Annotated in this window: 12 protein-coding genes and 1 tRNA gene; 4 read left to right on the top strand and 9 right to left on the bottom strand. The window is 34.8% G+C overall.

The window, feature by feature from the left end:
• Positions 1–8 precede the first annotated feature (8 nt).
• The 4 genes from DRF58_RS11215 to DRF58_RS11200 all read right to left on the bottom strand — a co-directional run bounded on the left by DRF58_RS11215 (position 9) and on the right by DRF58_RS11200 (position 6,668).
• Positions 9–2,921, bottom strand: coding sequence for a SusC/RagA family TonB-linked outer membrane protein (locus DRF58_RS11215; RefSeq protein WP_116035501.1), 2,913 nt, complete (start codon positions 2,919–2,921; stop codon positions 9–11).
• 80 nt (positions 2,922–3,001) lie between these two features.
• Positions 3,002–4,330, bottom strand: a complete 1,329-nt coding sequence (xylA, locus tag DRF58_RS11210; RefSeq protein WP_116035500.1) for a xylose isomerase — start codon at positions 4,328–4,330, stop codon at positions 3,002–3,004.
• Between the two features lie 109 nt (positions 4,331–4,439).
• Complete coding sequence (locus DRF58_RS11205) at positions 4,440–5,924, bottom strand: xylulokinase (RefSeq protein ID WP_116035498.1); 1,485 nt, start codon at positions 5,922–5,924, stop codon at positions 4,440–4,442.
• 18 nt (positions 5,925–5,942) lie between these two features.
• Complete coding sequence (locus DRF58_RS11200; RefSeq protein WP_116035496.1) at positions 5,943–6,668, bottom strand: NUDIX hydrolase; 726 nt, start codon at positions 6,666–6,668, stop codon at positions 5,943–5,945.
• A gap of 942 nt (positions 6,669–7,610) precedes the next feature.
• Here DRF58_RS11200 and DRF58_RS11195 point away from each other — a divergent pair.
• Positions 7,611–8,321: a zinc ribbon domain-containing protein gene (locus DRF58_RS11195; protein WP_116035494.1), complete on the top strand. Its 711-nt coding sequence runs from the start codon at positions 7,611–7,613 to the stop codon at positions 8,319–8,321.
• A gap of 20 nt (positions 8,322–8,341) precedes the next feature.
• On the opposite strand, the gene DRF58_RS11190 is transcribed toward DRF58_RS11195, so the two are convergent.
• The 3 genes from DRF58_RS11190 to DRF58_RS11180 all read right to left on the bottom strand — a co-directional run bounded on the left by DRF58_RS11190 (position 8,342) and on the right by DRF58_RS11180 (position 13,404).
• Positions 8,342–8,415 (bottom strand) — tRNA-Arg (locus DRF58_RS11190).
• 72 nt (positions 8,416–8,487) lie between these two features.
• Positions 8,488–10,287 carry a TonB-dependent receptor gene (locus DRF58_RS11185; RefSeq protein WP_116035493.1) on the bottom strand — a complete coding sequence of 600 codons (1,800 nt, stop codon included), beginning with the start codon at positions 10,285–10,287 and terminating at the stop codon, positions 8,488–8,490.
• A 147-nt stretch (positions 10,288–10,434) separates the two neighbouring features.
• Entirely contained in the window at positions 10,435–13,404 is a 2,970-nt protein-coding gene (locus tag DRF58_RS11180) for a tetratricopeptide repeat protein (protein WP_116035491.1), read from the bottom strand.
• A 1,021-nt stretch (positions 13,405–14,425) separates the two neighbouring features.
• On the opposite strand from DRF58_RS11180, the gene DRF58_RS11175 reads away from it, so the two are divergent.
• The 3 genes from DRF58_RS11175 to DRF58_RS11165 all read left to right on the top strand — a co-directional run bounded on the left by DRF58_RS11175 (position 14,426) and on the right by DRF58_RS11165 (position 16,290).
• Positions 14,426–14,707: a hypothetical protein gene (locus DRF58_RS11175; RefSeq protein ID WP_123902399.1), complete on the top strand. Its 282-nt coding sequence runs from the start codon at positions 14,426–14,428 to the stop codon at positions 14,705–14,707.
• A 61-nt stretch (positions 14,708–14,768) separates the two neighbouring features.
• Positions 14,769–15,479, top strand: coding sequence for a GLPGLI family protein (locus tag DRF58_RS11170; RefSeq protein ID WP_116035488.1), 711 nt, complete (start codon positions 14,769–14,771; stop codon positions 15,477–15,479).
• Positions 15,433–16,290 (top strand): GLPGLI family protein, encoded by an 858-nt coding sequence (locus tag DRF58_RS11165; RefSeq protein ID WP_157966726.1) that lies wholly within the window; start codon positions 15,433–15,435, stop codon positions 16,288–16,290. Before DRF58_RS11170 ends, DRF58_RS11165 begins: the two co-directional genes overlap by 47 nt.
• A gap of 251 nt (positions 16,291–16,541) precedes the next feature.
• Here the strand turns inward: DRF58_RS11165 and DRF58_RS11160 are convergent, their stop codons facing one another.
• A complete protein-coding gene (locus DRF58_RS11160; protein ID WP_116035485.1) occupies positions 16,542–17,756 on the bottom strand; it encodes an IS91 family transposase in 1,215 nt (404 codons plus the stop codon).
• A partial coding sequence (locus DRF58_RS11155; RefSeq protein ID WP_245955408.1) for a tyrosine-type recombinase/integrase occupies positions 17,753–18,487 on the bottom strand: 735 nt, incomplete at its 5' end. The genes DRF58_RS11155 and DRF58_RS11160, both read right to left, overlap by 4 nt.

Raw genomic sequence — 18,487 nt, 5'->3', positions numbered from 1 at the left:
TGATAAGTTTAGAAAGTTAGCTGTAATCCCCAGAAATATTCTCTTGGGCTCCAATAGGTATTTGTTGAATAATAAACAGTCCCATCTACCCCTCGATCTAAAGTACTTCCGCTATTAGGAACCTGCGGGTCAAACATAGAATAATTTGTAAATGTAAATGGATTTCTCACCCCTGCATAGAATCTAAGATTCTGTACAAAAAGTTTTTCTGTCAAATCTTTTTTGAGAGTATAACCCAAAGTAATTCGATTTATTCTGAAATATGATCCATCTTCTATAAAATAATCCGAAGCATTGATATGATTATTATTTGGATCATTTAAAATGGCTCTTGGAATATTTGTATTTGTATTAGCCGGTAAAAATACAGTCTCACCACCATATGTTGTAAAAGTTATATCAGTTGCACGGAATCTGTTGTTCATATCCTGCAATTGGTTTTTAGCGGCATAACCTCCCATAAGCTGAGATTTCCAGTTATTATAAATTTTATTTCCAAAATCGCCTTGGCCTAAGATTGAGAAATCAAAACCTTTATATTCTAAAGTGATATTAATACCTGCAGACCACTTCGGAAGTGGTGATCCTAGATAAGTTTTATCTTCTTCTGTAATTTTTCCGTCGCCATTACGATCAACATACCTTAAGTCACCAGCAGAAGCTCCTTGCTGTCCAGAAGCTTTTGCTTCTGCATCGGTTTTAAAAATACCATTAGTCTGGTATCCCCAAAACTGGGCAACAGGCATACCTACAACAGTTTTTGTAACATTAGCCCCTGTGTTTATATTTCCGCCAGCAAGTGCTTTAGCTATTCCTAAACTTGTCACCATATTAGAATAGGTGGAAAAATTAGGTGAAATACTAAATTTTACATTGCCAATCTGAGGACGATAAGTCGCTGCAACCTCTAATCCCTTGTTGGTCATATCACCGACATTCATATTAATAATGTTAGGTGTCCCAGCAGAACCTGGAGGCTGTATACCTACAATCATGTTAGAAACCTGCCTATTATAATAGTCTATGTTTATCGATAATTTGTTATTAAACAAATCTATATCTGTACCCAAGCCCATATCCTTAGTGGTTTCCCAGGTTAATTCTTTATTAGCAATTGATTCTGGCAATGGTGCAGGCACATTAGATGCTGCAGCATTTGGTGAAGTTTGTCCTGATCCAAAAGTATAATATCTATTATTAATCTGGACTACTGATTGATAGTCATAATTACCCACAGCTCCTGCACTACCAATCCATCCTAATGTTGCACGTATTTTCCAATTATTTAACCAATTAGATGTCGATTGCATAAAAGATTCTCTCGTAACATTCCAACCGATAGAAAATGAAGGAAAGTAACCCCAACGTTTTCCTGGAGCAAATTTTGATGTTTGGTCTGCTCTGAAGTTAGCTGTAAATAGATATTTACTATCATAGTTGTACATTAATCTACCTAAATAAGAATAAAATGCACTCTCATATTTGTCTCCTCTAATTGTTTGATTATTAGGATACAAAATTTCTGGAGCAAAATAATTTATTTCCTGACTCTGTCCCGTATTGGTTGTGGAAGAAGTAAAGAATGTTTCTGATATTGTACCTACAGTTCCTGAGAAATTATGTTTTCCAAAACTTTTATCATAAGATAAAAGATTTTCCCAAATCTGATGGTTACCACCTCCTCTCGTTCTTGTTTGATAATTATAATTTTGACGAGAGGCTCCTAAATCGTATTGCGGTATTCTTTCTTCGTTTACATAGCTATCGTTTTGATAAGTGTATGAAGATTTAAACTTTAGCCAATCCAAAATCTTATATTCTACATACGCATTGGCTAATGTGCTGGTTGATCTATTCCTTGCCTGTTGATTTTTTAGAAACCACACTTGGTTAGAAAGATCATTACCATCTAGACCATTTATTCCTGTGATATAATAACTTCCATCGGGATTATAGACTGGTAAGTTTGATGGGAGCATCAATGTATTCATTAAACTTGCACCAGTTTTTTGATCCGTATTGTTAAAAGATAAATTGATTCTACCCCCAAATGTAAATTTGTCTTTTGTAGCCTGAACGTTACCAAAAATATTATTGGTATTAAATTTATATGTGTCCAAGCTATTGTCTGAGTCTTCGTGAGATACTCCGAATCGATAGTCTCCCCAATCTCCTCCTCCGTTTACACTAAAATTATACTTTTTGAAGGCTGTTTTAGTAAAATATTTGTCGAACCAATTGGTATTTGCCAATGGTTGGCTTGGTTTTGCTGCATTAGTTGGCACAATTTTGTTCCAAGTACCATTAGCAATATCAGCAGGGCTAGATGAATTGTAATAAAGTTCATTAACATACAGCGAATAATCATAGGCATTCATCATATCAATTTTTTTTGATAATTCAGAAATACCATAATATGTATTAAAATTCATCTGCATTGCGCCTTTCTTCCCTTTTTTGGTTGTTACCAAAATAACACCATTTGATCCTCTTACCCCATATATGGCAGAAGAAGCAGCATCTTTTAAAACTTGTATTGATTCTATCTCATCATCATTAGGAATAACACCTCCAATGATACCATCAACAACCCAGAGTGGATCTGTAGAGCCTGTTATAGAAGCTGTACCCCTGATTCTAATTTTACCTCCCGAAACATTAACACCAGCAACAGTACCTTGTAAGGCACTTGCAACACCTCCGGGCGCTTTTAAAACTTCTTTTGGATTTAGCGTACTAATCGCAGATGTAAGATCTGCTTTTTTCTGCTTACCATAGCCTATCATAACAACCTCCTCAATCTGCTTCTCCTTTTGTACAGTGTCCCGTTTGCTCTGCGCATAGACAAGACCTGTTGGTAATAGAGTCATTGCGAAAAACAATGCGGCTCTATTGGTTTTACTTAAATGAAATAGATTCATAATTATTATTTTTAAATAGTTAGGTTTAAGAAAGTTTTATAACAGCTGTTGAAATTGGATAAACTTTCTTAAAGTCTTTTTTAGATATACATATTCACAATAGCCTCAAACAACTCTTGTTTTCCGCTTTTTGGCATTGGTTCACCAGATTGATGAGCAATTTTCTGAAGGTCTTCCAAAGTCAGTTTTCCTTCTTCGAACGCTTTACCATTACCATTATCGAATGATGAATATCTTTCTGTTCTCAATTTGTTGTAATCCGAATTTTCAAGAATATCAGCTGCTACCAATAATCCTTTTGCAAAGGCATCCATACCGGAAACGTGTGCTATGAAAAGGTCTTCTGCGTCGGTAGAATTACGACGGATTTTTGCATCGAAGTTTACACCACCTTTTCCTAATCCACCCGCTGGAAGAAGCACCAACCAAGCCTGGATCATTTCAAGATAATCTACAGGAAACTGGTCGGTATCCCAACCGTTTTGGTAATCGCCTCTATTGGCATCAATGCTTCCTAACATTCCTGCATCTACTGCGGCCTGCAGCTCGTGCTCGAAGGTGTGACCTGCCAATGTAGCGTGGTTAACCTCAAGATTCAATTTAAAATCTTTATCCAAACCGTAATGTCTTAGGAAACCAATTACTGTTTCTGCATCGTAGTCGTATTGGTGTTTGGTAGGCTCCATCGGTTTTGGCTCAATCAAGAAATTACCTGTAAAACCTTGGCTTCTTGCATAATCACGAGAAATGGTAAGAAAACGTGCAAGATGCTCTTTTTCACGCTTCATATCTGTGTTCAAAAGACTCATATAACCTTCTCTACCTCCCCAGAAAACATAGTTTTCTCCACCCAATGCAATCGTTGCATCGATAGAATTTTTAACCTGAGTACCAGCACAAGCCACAACATCAAAGTTAGGGTTGGTAGAAGCTCCGTTCATATAACGCTCGTGCGTGAAAACGTTAGCTGTTCCCCAAAGTAATTTGATACCCGTTTCTTTTTGCTTCTCTTTAGCATATTCTACAACCTCCTGAAGATTTTTTTCGTAGTCTTTCCAGTTATCAGCCGGATCTACCAAGTCGATATCGTGGAAACAGTAGAAATTGAATCCCATTTTCTGCATAAACTCGAAACCTGCATCCATTTTATATTTAGCTCTGGAAACAGCGTCTGTAGATTTGTTCCAAGGATGATGAATGGTAGACGTTCCGAAAGGATCGCTTCCGTCTGCACATAGTGTGTGCCACCAAGCCATTGCAAATCTTGTCCATTCTTTCATTGGTTTTCCCATTACTACCCTATCTGCATCATAATAGCGGAATGCCAATGGATTTCTGCTTTCTTTACCTTCAAATTTGATTTTGTCGATACCTGTAAAAAACTCTTTTGTACCTGTTAAAGTGCTCATATATTTAATTTATTTTTTAATTATTTTGATTAAAATTGATTTGAGAATCCCCTGCTCATTGATTTTTCTGATCAATAAGTATTATAAAAATTCTTTTGAAAATGGTTGATTAAATTATTTCTTGAAGATGATCTTTCCACCTCTCATAGGCTTCCAGGTATTGTTCTCTTTTTTCGTCTTCAGGTTCTATAACAGTGATTTTTTCTAACGAGGAAAATGCTTCTTTGGAATCTGCATAAAAACCGATTCCCATTCCTGCGGCTCTTGCCGCACCAACTGCTCCGTCTGTATCAAACAGTTCAATTGTTGCATTGCTCACACTTGCCAACGACTGGCGGAAAATGGAACTTAAAAACATATTGGCATTCCCGGCACGGATGACATTGATGTTCATTCCCATATCTCTCATAATGTTCATCCCATATTCATAAGAAAAAACGATGGCTTCCTGTGCAGCGCGGAGAACATCACCTTTTGAATGAATATTAAAATTAATTCCGTGGATAGAACATCTGGTATCTTTATTTTCTAAAACTCTTTCGGCACCGTTCCCAAATGGAATAATGCTTAACCCCTTGGAACCGATCGGAGAAAGTGAAGCCAACTCATTCATATCGCCATAAGACGATAATGAAGTGGCAAAATTGTGTTTCAACCAAGAATTAAGAATTCCTGTTCCATTGATGCAAAGTAAAACACCCAATCTCATCTGCTCCTCAGTATGATTGACGTGTGCGAACGTATTAACTCTTGATAATTTATCATAATCCAACTGATCCAAAACTCCGTAAACAACACCTGAAGTTCCTGCTGTGGAAGCAATTTCTCCCGGATTGAACACATTAAGCGATAATGCATTATTCGGCTGGTCTCCGGCTCTGTACGAAATTGGAGTTCCTTCTTTTAATCCTAATTCTTCTGCTGCAGATAAAGAAACAGTAGACTGAATTCCAAATGTTGGAACGATCTCTGGAAAGAAGCTCTTTGGAATTCCGTAATAATTAATAACATCTTCAGAGATACAATTGTTTTTAAAATCCCAGAAAATCCCTTCGGAAAGTCCTTCTACAGTAATTCCAATGTCGCCGGAAAGTTTCATTGCGATGTAATCTCCCGGCAACATTATTTTATCAATCTTATCAAAAAGCTCTGGCTCATTTTCCTTAACCCAAGCCAGTTTAGAAGCTGTAAAATTGCCTGGTGAGTTTAAAAGGTGAGACAAACATTTTTCTTCGCCAATTTCTTTAAACGCCTTTTCGCCATAAGGAACTGCGCGGCTGTCACACCAGATGATAGAAGGACGGAGAACATTCTGATCTTTATCTACCAAAATCAATCCGTGCATCTGCCAAGTAATCCCGATTCCCTTGATATCTTCTGGCTCAATATTTGCGTGAGACATTACAGACTGATGCGCCAGTTTAAGATTAGTCCACCAATCGGAAGGATTTTGCTCTGCCCATCCCGGTTGTTCTGCAATGATCTTCATCTCTTTTTTAGGAGAAAAATCAGATGCAATGACTTTGCCGCTGGATGCCTCAATAAGACAAACTTTTACAGATGAACTGCCGATATCGAATCCTAATAAATACATTTTATTTTGAGACTTATTTTATTTAATTAATTTAGTGTGTGTTTTCTTATAAATCTTTGGATCGAACCTGTAAAATCTTGCCGCACGGTGTGATACATTTTGTTCAATCTCATCAAGCTGAATGATGTAATTGAATGATGAAATCTTCTTGTGAAAATTTTTGATGTCAATTATTTTCTCACTAACTGCACTATATAGCTGATACAACTGCCTGATTGTAAATTTCTTTGGCAGAAGAACAAAAATGATTGAAAAATCTGTCTCCATCCATTTTCTGATTTCTATCAAAGATTCGTTGATGATTTTATTATGGTCAAAAGGCAACTCTGGAATATTATCTATCGGATGCCAATCTACTGTATCATATTTTGAGCTATTAATCTTATGATCTATCTTACAAAGCGAGAGGTACGCAACTGTAATGATTCTATCAATGTTTTGGTTGTACTCATTTCCCATCCAATTGATGTCGTTCTGGTTGCTCGCTCTATTTGGATCTGCAAAACATTTAAATTGTTTCTGAATCATCTTTTTGATTCCTGTCAATTCATACAGCACTCTGCTTGCCGCGTCATCTACATCTTCATTACTGAAGATCAAACTTCCAGGTAATTTTTTCTGACTATCTACAGAAACGTTATCTGCATGCTTTTGTGCCAACAAAATATTGAGTCTATTTTCAGCATCAAAACCAAAAACGACACAATCGACAGAAACGTAGGTATGAATGAAATCTGGATTCATTTAAGTGTTAACATTTACGTAACATCACAAATATAAAAATAGAATTGATATAAAAAAATAAATTTTTCATTATTCACACAAAACCAGCACTTTATAAATCTAATTTTTATGATAAGGTAACACGCTAATTTATGATAAGCTTATCATATTTAACACACTATCTATTCCCTATGCTTACCTAAATAGAATAAGATCAGGAGATAACAACTGAAGTCTTAAATTGACTAAATAATGATTAATATGATAAGAAAAAAGAAAGAATCGTTGAAAAAAAGTTTTGAAAATATATTAAAAACGACATTAAACGAATTAAAAATGTGTTTTTAACACTTAATTTATGCCAAAAATAGATATCAGTCTTTAACTTTTATTAAAAAAATCAAAAATATAAAGATTCCAGGATTATTATGACGAAGATAATTGCTTCAATTTTATTAAGGATAAATTATCAATAATAAATATATAGTAAATCATTTGATTATATAATTTACTACATAACTAAGATAGCAACTGGTTTGCTTTTTCTAGTGAGATAAGATTTTATTTCAACACTTAGGTAACAATTTGGCATATTGCGTCGACTACAAATTCCCTTTTACGATTTAAATAATTTCACAAACCATTTAATACTTTCAAAATAATATCTATATCCACCAATAATTGGTTTGAATAGAGTCCTGTTAAGTTCAATAGACAGGATTATCAATTTCTAAAATTTTCCTCGAATATTTGATCAATTTTTCGATATCTCTTCGGCATTGATAACATAGTATGAAAAATTATTGATGGCAGGATTCTTAATACTATTTTAAACTAAAAGACCATTTAAACTAAAAAAATAGCTCTTAAAATTATATCCTATTTTTTATACTATCCGGAGTGATTTAATTTTACTTATAAAATTCCTATGTATCTATAAAGCAGGACATTTAAAAAAAAACATTGGCAGAAAGACCCAAAGGTAAAATTATTGCGGCAAACGAATTTCCACTTCGAGGCTTTTTAAAATGTCCTCAATGTGGAAGACATATTTCAGGTAGTGGATCTAAGGGTAAGAAAAACGTCTATTATTACTATCACTGTAATTCAAAATGTGGTTACAGGCATAGCTCAAATAAAGTTAATTCTGCATTTGAAAAAGAATTAGAAAAGTACGATTATAATGAATCTATGAATAGCTTAATAAAAGAAATAATATTAAGAAATTTTAAATCCATACAAGAAAATATTGATAGTAAGAAAAAAGAATTTTCTATACAAATAGCCAATTTGATAAATCGATTGGATAGTGCCAGAGAAAAGTATCTCGAAGACAAATTAGATTTTGAGGATTATCAGATTATAAAAAATGAAAGTAAGAAAAGGATTGATGAGCTTGAAATGGAACTTCAAAATCAAAAGCTATCACGCAAAAATTTAGATATTAAGGCTAAACTTGATCAAGTACTAGATATTCTACCAAATCTTTCTAAATTGTATTTAAAAGGCGATAATGAGACAAAAAGTTCTATACTGTGTTCGATTTTAGCTGAAAAACTTGAATTTGAAGAAACAACATTTCGAACACCTAAATTAAATTCCACACTTGCTCAAATCGTATTGATTAACAACCAATTACGAAGTAAAAAAAAAAAAAAGAGAAAGCATTTCTAAAAATGCTTTCTCCCGCTGGGTGACCTCGGAGGGATTCGAACCCCCAACCTGCGGAGCCGAAATCCGATATTCTATCCAGTTGAACTACGAAGCCCTTTCTATAAATGATAATTGATGAATTATAAATGATACAACATCTCTCATCAATTATCATCTATCAATTATTTTAGAACGTAATCTTCACACCTCCTACAACCTGAGCTCCCAAAACTTTGTAGCCCAAGTAATTTTGATATTTGGCACCTAGAAGATTATTTCCGAGTGCGAAAATACTGAAATTTTTGTGAATCTTGTACTCTGCAGAAAGATTAATATCTGCATAACCTCCAACTTTCTCATTCACATTCTCTTGCATATTAAAGGCTGGAAAAGTGGTTACGACAGAATAAGAATTAGATGTTCTATCGGTTACGAAATAAGCTTTGAAACCAAGGTTCAGTTTTTTCTCAAGCATTGTATATTTTGCGCCAAGATTGAATTGAAATAATGGTTTGTAATAAACTTCTTCCAGATTGTCGAGTTTATATTTCATAAAATGCAAACCCGCATCCACAGTCAAGTTTTCCATTGGAAATACTTGCAAATCTCCTTTTACTTCCATCAAAGTTCCATTGTCATAGATTGAACTGAACGTATTCGCATAATCATATCCATTTCTACCTAGATTCAGATCAACACCCAGCGGATTCGGAGTAGGCAAATAGAACAACAACGGATTACTTACAAAAAACTGCGCATTATTCACTTTGCTGAAACCTGCATTCACATCATATTTGAAAGTCTGATCCACATCTCCTTTCAAACCGAAATAGAAATGATATTTAGTTTCAGTTGGCGTTAAAGTCAAATCAGAAATCAAAAAGGGGTTTTCTTCTAAAAGATTACCATAAGTATTGAGTTTTAAACCGCCGTCAATTCCTCCATAGAATTTGAATTCATCTGCTGCTGCAACCAAAACTTCTGCTTTTGGAAACCAGTAGAACTTATTATTCTTTGATTCGTCAGTTACATTGCTCGAATTTTTAGAATTAAGGAAACTGAAATCAGAACCAATCAACAAGTAAGAATCGCCTTTGTAGAAAGTCACTTTTGGCGACAATGTAAAATTGAATTGATTGTTGGTGTTCTTATTCAGGATATCGAATTTAGAATTAACCGTTTCCAGATTGATTCCCAAATCACCGTTGGCTGTAACATCATCATAAACAGAAAAATCGTGCTTAGACAAATTCAGTTCTGCATTGGCGTAATTTTCTTTGGCGCCAAAATGGTCGCTCAAGAAATAGGATTTTACACGCAGGTTATTCAGAATATCATTGGAATAGTGGTCATAATAACCATTGACACTGAATTTATTGACTTTCTGTTGCAAATCAACACCGTTATTTGTTGGTGTTAAAGCATAAATCCCGTAATAATTATAATTGTTAAAAGCATAATTCGCGTCAATATTAAACTTCCCTGTCTCTGTATAAATATTGGAAAAGACCCCAATTTTGGCTTCATTTTGTTTAGAATCCCAATCGTAGTCTTTTTTCAAACCGCTCGTAGAAAGATAATGCGCATCTGCCCCAATCTCAACATTGTCCTGAATCTTGCCTGAGATATTAGCATCCGCCATAAACTTTCCATAATTTCCATAACCTAATCTGAAATAATTGGATTGATAATCATTAGAGAATTTTGGAGAGATATCTTCGCCTTGGATTTCGGTTGTTTTGAAATCCGAAACAGGTGGAACATTCACAATGTCATATTTCAGATTGAGTGAATCTTCTTTTTTCTTGTTATCCGGCGGGTAGTTTTTTTCCTGAACAACAGAGGTTTTCTTCTTCTCAATTTTCTTGACTTCGGGTTCACGTTTTCTGTTAAGAATCAATTGCTCCTCTTTTATTTGAGCGCCTAATTCCGAGATTCCAACTGTTCCCAAAAATGCCAAAACGGCGATATATTTTAGTTTGTTCATTTTTTACTTTAATTTAAACGCAAAGAGCGCAAAGATTTTTTTTGAATATCAAACTGCTTTTAAGTTCGCAAAGGTACTTCGGTAAGCTCAGTATAAACTTCAAACTCAGCAGAGATTTTCACATTATCAGATTAACATATTTGCAAATTACTTTTTGATTTGCGCTTTTACTTCTTTTGCTTCTGCAACAATCTCTGGGAAATCGCCGTAGTTATTGATGATTTCGTCAACCGTGTAACTTGCCTGGTAATTATCTTTGAGAGCTAAGTAATTTTTCGCCATTACTACCAACGCTTTTGCGCCCCAATATTCTTCCGAAGCATAATTATTAGCCAGTTTGAAAATAGTTTCATTGGACGATTTGAAGGCTTTTCCTTTGTTCTGGTAAAAGGCTTTTGCGTAAAGTGCTTCCGCCGCTACTTCTGTATTAGAAGACTTTTCCAAAGCGGTATAAGCGGTTTGCGCATCTTTGTCCTTTCCTTGATTCATCAGACTTCTAGCTTTGATGACTTTTGCCTGTTCTAAAGTTGCTGCTGAATTTTTTGTATTTGAAATTACAGCATTGGCGTACTTTTCAGCTTCAGCAAAGTTCTTTTCATCTGCATAGATTTTCATCAATTCAACCGAAGCGAAGTTTTTAATCGTAACGTTGGTAGAATTGGCGTTTTGCTCTAGGTATTTCTTCGCATCAGCCACTTTATCTTGAGCCAAATAAATCTGAGCCAATCTTACCTGAGCTTCCTGCTGATAATCGTTGTGGAAATCTGCCACATTTTGTAAAGGCAATAAAGCTTTATCCGTTTGTTTCAATTGGTAATAACTTTCTCCCAATTCGTACTGCGCTTTGAAGAGGTTGTCACCGCTTGGACTTTGGTCAAGGTATTTCTCGTAGTAAGAAACTGCTTTTGTGTAATCTTTTTTCGAGAAACTGTCTTGTGCCAAATTCAGATTGATTTCGCTGATTTCGGTTCCGGAAACATTAACATCAAGACCTTTTGCAAATTGTTCATAGCCTGCAACATCGCCGTTTTTCACAAAAGCAGGTTTTGCAGCCGCAACAATTTTGTCTGCATAAGCTGTATTTTTATATTGATTTGCCAATTGTCGGAATTCTGCAATTGCATTATCATTCTGATTCAAATCAATCAAATTCTGAGCTCTGTAAATCTGAGAATTCGCTACCAAATCTTTATCTGGACTTGATTGGATGACTTTATCAAAGTAAGCATTAGAATTACTAAAATCATCATTCTGAGCATAAGCAGAGCCAATCTCGTAACTCGCATCATCCACATATTCCGAATTAGGGTATTTTGAAATCAAAGTTTTCAGTTCAGAAATCTTCGCTACTGTATCGCCTTTGAAACCTAATGCCAATGCTTTTTGGTATAATGTATAATCGCTGGCATTTTCTGTCTTGTTGTAGATATCAAGCGCTTCATTCAACTGATTGTTGGCATAATAAGTATCCGCCAAACGCAGTTCTGCATCTGCTTTGAACTCCTGCTTCGGGAATCTCAAGTATTCCTTAAAATACTCCTGAGCAGAAGCAAAATCTTTAGACTTGAAATAAGCGTAACCCAGATCATAATCCAACTGCTCGCGCTCCGGGAAACCTTCTGCAGTTTCGTTTTCCAATTCTTTATAAACCGCAATTGCAGACTTGTAATCTGCTCTTTGGTAGTAGGTTTGCCCTAACCAATATTTGGCTTTCTTATAATAATCTTTGTTTAAATTGAATTTAAGACTTCTCAGGAAATAGGATTCAGCTTGGACAAAATTACCTTTGTTAAATTCCTCGGAACCTAAAAGATAGGAAACCTCCTGCTCTATCTTATTGGTCTCATTGGTTTTCTTATCCAATTTTGAAAGGGCATCCAAAGTGGCTTTGTAATCTCCGGAATATAAGTAAGACTTCACCAAAAGCGACCTCATTTCTTGGCTTTTCGAGTTAGGATATTTATCCAAATATCTTTGAATCACTTTTGAAGAATTCTCGAATGGGTTTCCTAATTCGTAACCCAATTTCGCGTATTGCTCCAAAGCCAATTGCTGAACTTTCGCATCATAATTCATCTGAGACGCATTACGATAAGCCGAAAGCGCTTCCTGCTTTTGATTGTTTTGCAAATAAGCATTCCCAAGCTGATAATAAGCATTTTGTGCTAATGGAGAATTGCTGTTAATCAATTGATTGTAATAACCGACCGCTTCGGCATTTTTCCCCACTTGAGAAGACACAAATCCCATTTCATAAAGGTCAGTTTCTGATGGCGACTGCTCTTTATCCAAAAATAACTTAAGGTGCGGATAAGCCGACTGATAATCGCCTTTCATAAAATAACTCTCTCCTACAATCTTATGGATTTCTGTATCGTAAGCTGTCGTTTTTCCGTTGTTCAGGATTTCGTTTCCTTCCGAGATTGCTAAATCATAATTCTTCTGATTGTAATACATCTGCACATAATAAGGTTTCACCAGATGTGCGTAATCCTCATTATTCTTGATTTGGTCGAAGTAAACGAAGGCATTTTCATTTTGCTTGTCGGCGTAATAAAGATGTCCCAACATATAAGAAATGGCAGGTTTGCTATTTTCGTCGGCATTCTTGAAAGATTCTTCCAACGCCTCGATCGCTCCGGCAGAATCTCCAGTCATAAACTTAGCGTAACCCAGCTTCATAATATGCTGCGTATTTTCCTCTTTGCTCAATTGGTATTGATTCACTTTCTGCAAAGTTTCCAAGGCTTTTTCAAAATCTTTTTTGGACAAATAATAATCCGCCAAAGGTCCATTCGCCTGAGCAAAATATGCCGACTTTGGATACTCTTTCATAAAAGCATTCAGGCCTTCTTCCGCATATTGTTGCTGCAAAATCACCCCAATCACATTGCTGAAAAATAATGACGCTTCTTTTCTGGAATTGCTAAGACTTTTGTTATAAAAATATTGGTTGGAATATTCGTATTGGGAAGCATTGTAGACTTTGGTATTGTAGAGATTCTCTGCCAAACCAAAATGGTAGTCTTCTTTTTGAGTAAAATATTGAGATTGTTGCGCCTCTGCAATCCCATAAAGCGATAATACAGAAGCTATTAATATCTTTTTTGAATTCATTCTTAATTGAATTAAATTTTTTTGTTTGTCTTCTGTTCGTCTGGCTCAGGATAAACTCCGCCTCAGACTGACAGTTGTTTTGGTCTTTTGAAGCCTTAGACTTATAATTTAGATATTTAAAAATAATTAATTATATCATTTTAACGCAAAGAGCGCCAAGTTTTTATTTAATCTTATTGAAAACATTTTTAAGGTTCGCAGAGGCGCATAGCTCAGCAAGGGGCGAAAGTTAATTGTTTGTAAGATTCAAAAATATATGCTTAAATCATTAACCGCACTTTTTAATTTATATTGTTATAATAATTGTCGAAGCGAGAGCTGCATCAAAGTTTGTTCCTTTTTCAACGAAAATAGGGAAAAGTTATTATTTGAGGTGAAGTATATTGAAAATTATTTGCGAAAGATTTTGAGTTTTTTTCGAATAAGCGGCTTGGATGGTTGGTGAACGGCTAGTAGAAGGTGAATGGACGGTGATTGGACGATGATTGGACGGTGATTGGACGATGAATGGACGATGAATGGACGGTGAATGGACGGTGAATGGACGGTGATTGGACGGTGAAAGTGGTGTTTTATACGCTGAAAATGATAGTCTAGACGGTGAACGGACGGTGAAAGTGGTGTTTTATACGATGAAAATGATAGTCTAGACGATGAACGGACGGTGAAAATGTAGACCTGAGTTGTTTATTTATCTGAAATCTGATCTAGATTACATTTTTTTCCTGATGAAGATTGGACTCTGCATGGAAGTGTGCTTTGTCAAAATCAAGGAATGAGTTTTCCATTTTTGAGTTGCGTATTTTTAATATTCTACGTATTGCGTATTCTGGCTATTCAAATATAATAAAAATGTAATACACTGAAAAATAGTATTTTATTTTTTTTAGAATATTACAAAACTTTCGTATATTTGAGTGTTGTACGATATTTTAAACAAATTAACTGCTAAATAATAACGGAATAAGCAGAAATAACGTTATAAAATAAGAGAGTATGCAATAACTTAAACTAATTTTGTATGAAAAATTTATTCTTTTCATTTCTTTTCCTATTGTTAGGAACTTTTGCATATGCTTCAAGCAATGTCGTTGTTTCTAAAGATTTTTATAAATCGGAAAAAGATTCTGGAAAAGCTAACTTTTCTAAATCAGTTGAAAAAGTTAGCGAATGTGTAACACAATCATCCAGTGATTGTAATGGGGATACAGTGACCGTTACTTGCTGTAGAACTACTTTTGAAGAAGCCTACAATTGTGCTGCTGCTAAATTAAAAGCTGCCGTTTTTGGAGTAGGATGTTAATCTAATCAAGGGAAGACTTTTAAAAGTCTTCCCTTGTTATATTTTATAAAAATGAAATAAAATGAAAAAAAATATAACTTTTCTCTTTGGCTTGGTTTTTATTATTATTGTTAAATCACAAGTAATTGATTATAATTTTACGAATACAGAAAATAAACTAAAATATCAACTGCTTCTAAATAATGATGGCAGTAGTGAGTGGAAAATGATAGTAAATGCGAAAGGAGATTCAATAAATTCAAATGATTTTTCAAAATCTCTATTTAAAAAAGGTAATGAATATTACTTCTTAGAAAAGACACTTACAAGAAGAGTTGCAATTATTGACAAATCCGAATTAGTTTGGGATATTTCGAGTAATGAGAAAACGTCTATCTTAGGTTATGAATGTTTAACAGCAACAACACTGTTTCGAGGAAGAAATTATAAAGCTTACTATGTTAAAAATATTTTGCCGAATTCTGGACCTTGGAAATTTAGTAGATTAGATGGAATAATTTTAAAAGTTGAAAGTGATGATGGTCTATACAATTTTGAAGCAACTAGAATACTAATGGATAAAAAAGAATTCAAAACCCAAAATTTTGATTTTTTTTTAAAAGAAAATTCTTTTCTTACTTGGGAAGAATTTGAAAATTTTTACATAAATGATACTAAAAATTTCATAAAAGAACAAAAATGCAACTGTAAAGATGATGGCAAAAACATTCTTAAAATTACTAAAATTGAAAAAATATATCCTGAATTACACGAATCGGGTATTATTTACTAGTTTATTATTTTTATGCTTTTTCAGCTATGCGCAAGTTAAAGTAATTTATGAAGTAAAATACAAACCTGATTCTACCATAGAGAAATATAACATCGAAGAAATGACACTAGAACATTTTGAAGATAAATCATACTTTTATAATGAAACCAAATTTAAGTTAGATTCAATTTATGATAGTGTGACTACAGAATATTTGAAAACAGGACAAATACCAAAAATTTCTTTGAAATATGAACTTAATTTTGGCATTTACAAAAATTTATCAAAACAAGAACTATATGAAATACAAAATGTTAGTTCAAGAAATTTTTTCTACAAAAGTGATTTTGAAAAGTTGAATTGGAAGATCACCAATGAAAAAAAACAAATTTTAAAATACTCTTGCACAAAAGCAATTGTTATTTTTGGAGGAAGAATTTGGGAAGCGTGGTTTTCAAAAGATATTCCTATTCCAGATGGTCCATATAAATTTTTTGGATTACCAGGGTTAATTTTAGAAATTTATGACACAGGGAATAATTATCATTTTTCGACTGTTTCAGTTATTAAAAAAAGCGAAAAAATAAAACTGCCTACATCGTTAATAAAAACTACTCAAATAAACTATTTGAAAATTAAAAATAAATTGATTCGGGATCCTTCTCTATTTGTTAGAGAGTCTATTATGAGAAATAACGATGTTCAAATTAAAGCAACGGACGGAAACCCTTTACAAATAAGTGAATTGTACCAAAGAATTGATAAAGAATTTAATTATTTCATACAAACACATAATAATCATATTGAGAAAAATAAAATTTGGATAAGATAAATAAAAACATCGTACAATAGCTAAGTTTTCGTTGCGTGCGAAGCACGAACAATGAAAACCCTGTTGAACGGAACCTTCGGGAGCTTTTTGCTGGGTATTTTCCCACACTATGGGTTTATCGACAAAAGATTTTTAGAGATACAAGAGACTTTGAGAAGAGTCTCTTTTTTTGTGGGTGATTTTGGCGAGTTTTTCTTGGTTTTATCGTGCTTTCCTTCACGTTAGGGTAACATTTCCCTTACCCAAATCCGCTAAAATGCAGATTTAGGAGCAGGTAAATTTCGGCTCATCTCCAAAAACCAACTTGGCGGACCTCGAAGATCGAACGTGGCAATCGTCACAAGATTTCCAACTTTACAACACGTACATTTCGGCTGAAAAGCTTTTGGCAAAGCCTTTTCTTTGGGTTGGATGCCTAAATTTTGTTGCAGATTTTTAAGTTTGATACGCTTCCAGGTGCTGCTCAAAAAACCATAATGACGGATTTTTACAAATCTTTTCGGTAAAATATGCATCGCAAAACGGCGGATAAACTCCTCGTGGCTTAAAACCATCTGCTTTTTGATGCCTTTTTGGCGGTAATCTTTGTAAGAAAAAGTTACCGTTTCCGCGTCAATTTTCCTGATTCTCTGGTTGCTGATGGCGATTTTATGCGTGTATCTGCCCAAATATTCCACCACAGATTTTGGGCTTCCAAAAGGCTTTTTGGCGTAAACTACCCAAGGTTTTTCCCACAGACTTTGTCTTAATTTTTCGTAATTCCCAGCCTCATTTTCAGTAAATTTTTCTCGTTGATTTTCATTCAATTTTAATGATAATTGATGCTTCAGTTTCTCACAAAATTTAGCCCTGAAAACTTTACTCAAAGCCTTTACCGGAAACAAAAATTTACCCTCACTTCTAATGTTTTTCCAAGTTCCGCTTTCATCCACTCCACCGCCCGGAACAATGCAGTGCAAATGCGGATGAAGACTCAGATTCTGTCCCCAAGTGTGCAAAACAGCAATCATTCCCATTTTTAAACCTCGATTTTCACCAAACGTTTGAAGCGTTTCCCAGGCAGATTCAAATAAAAAATCGTACAACATTTTGGGCTCGTGAAGCGCGGTTTTGTTCAATACATCAGGAAGCGTAAAAACCACGTGGAAATAAGGTACCGGAAGCAGTTCGGTTTCCCGATTTTCAATCCATTGCTCTCGGTTTTTGCCCTGACATTTTGGGCAGTGACGGTTTCGGCAGGAGTTGTAACTGATGCTTACATTTCCACATTCATCACAAGCGTCAATATGACCTCCCAAAGCCGATGTTCTGCACTTTTTTAATGCAAATAAAGTTCTTAATTGCCAGGAATTTAATCCTAAATCTTCCAATTTTGAACCTAATTTGTTTAAAACATCGGCAACTTCATATTGAGATTGAGATTGAGGTTGAGTTGGCTGTTTTTTTATGGTTTTAAAACCTCTCATTTCTTCCCAAATTCTGAAAAAAGGGTATCGAGCGGTGAAAAGAGTTTTTGTGTGGAAAGTTGTGCAATTTGAAGATAAATCAACGTCGTGTCAATACTTTCGTGACCGAGAAGATTTTTGATGCTTAAAATATCCATCCCATCTTCCAGAAGATGCGTCGCAAAACTGTGCCGAAGCGTATGAACACTCACTTCTTTCAATATTTTTGCCGTTTTTGATGCCTGTTTTACCGCCCATTGAACGCCCCGTTGCGAATATCTGGAATCGAAGCCTGTGCTGAGCGAAGTCGAAGCGCCGGCTCTTCCTTCTCGTGGCATTCCAAAGAGATAATCTTCTGGTTTTTCAGCTTCGATATACTTTTTGAGTCCCCGAATCAAATGCTCGGAAAGTGGCAAATAACGGTCTTTTTTGCCTTTTCCCTGAACCACTTTCAACTGTTTTCGATCAAAATCTAAATCACATAAACGCAGATTTCTAACCTCCATACAGCGCAATCCGCAACCGTAAAGAATCCCGATTAAGATTTTATGCTTTAAAAGCTTACACCCCGAAAGCATCTGCCAAACCTCCTGTTTACTGAGAACTACAGGCAGTTTTTTCTCTCTTTTAATTTCCGGAAGACTCAAATAATCATAGCTCAAACCTTCCGATTTAAGCAGAAATCGAAGTCCGTAAACGGTGTGTTTAAAATACGATTGCGAAGGCGATTTAGATTTTTTCTGAAGGTAAAA

This window comes from Epilithonimonas hispanica, from assembly GCF_003385395.1.
GTDB classification, from domain to species: domain Bacteria; phylum Bacteroidota; class Bacteroidia; order Flavobacteriales; family Weeksellaceae; genus Epilithonimonas; species Epilithonimonas hispanica.
Note: the sequence above shows the minus strand (reverse complement) of the source record. Positions and strands in the feature narration are given on the sequence as shown.

Coding starts and splice junctions, on each gene's coding strand:
- DRF58_RS11215 (WP_116035501.1), bottom strand. CDS start 2,921: ATGAATCTATTTCATTTAAGTAAAACCAATAGAGCCGCATTGTTTTTC.
- xylA (WP_116035500.1), bottom strand. CDS start 4,330: ATGAGCACTTTAACAGGTACAAAAGAGTTTTTTACAGGTATCGACAAA.
- DRF58_RS11205 (WP_116035498.1), bottom strand. CDS start 5,924: ATGTATTTATTAGGATTCGATATCGGCAGTTCATCTGTAAAAGTTTGT.
- DRF58_RS11200 (WP_116035496.1), bottom strand. CDS start 6,668: ATGAATCCAGATTTCATTCATACCTACGTTTCTGTCGATTGTGTCGTT.
- DRF58_RS11185 (WP_116035493.1), bottom strand. CDS start 10,287: ATGAACAAACTAAAATATATCGCCGTTTTGGCATTTTTGGGAACAGTT.
- DRF58_RS11180 (WP_116035491.1), bottom strand. CDS start 13,404: ATGAATTCAAAAAAGATATTAATAGCTTCTGTATTATCGCTTTATGGG.
- DRF58_RS11175 (WP_123902399.1), top strand. CDS start 14,426: ATGAAAAATTTATTCTTTTCATTTCTTTTCCTATTGTTAGGAACTTTT.
- DRF58_RS11170 (WP_116035488.1), top strand. CDS start 14,769: ATGAAAAAAAATATAACTTTTCTCTTTGGCTTGGTTTTTATTATTATT.
- DRF58_RS11160 (WP_116035485.1), bottom strand. CDS start 17,756: ATGAGAGGTTTTAAAACCATAAAAAAACAGCCAACTCAACCTCAATCT.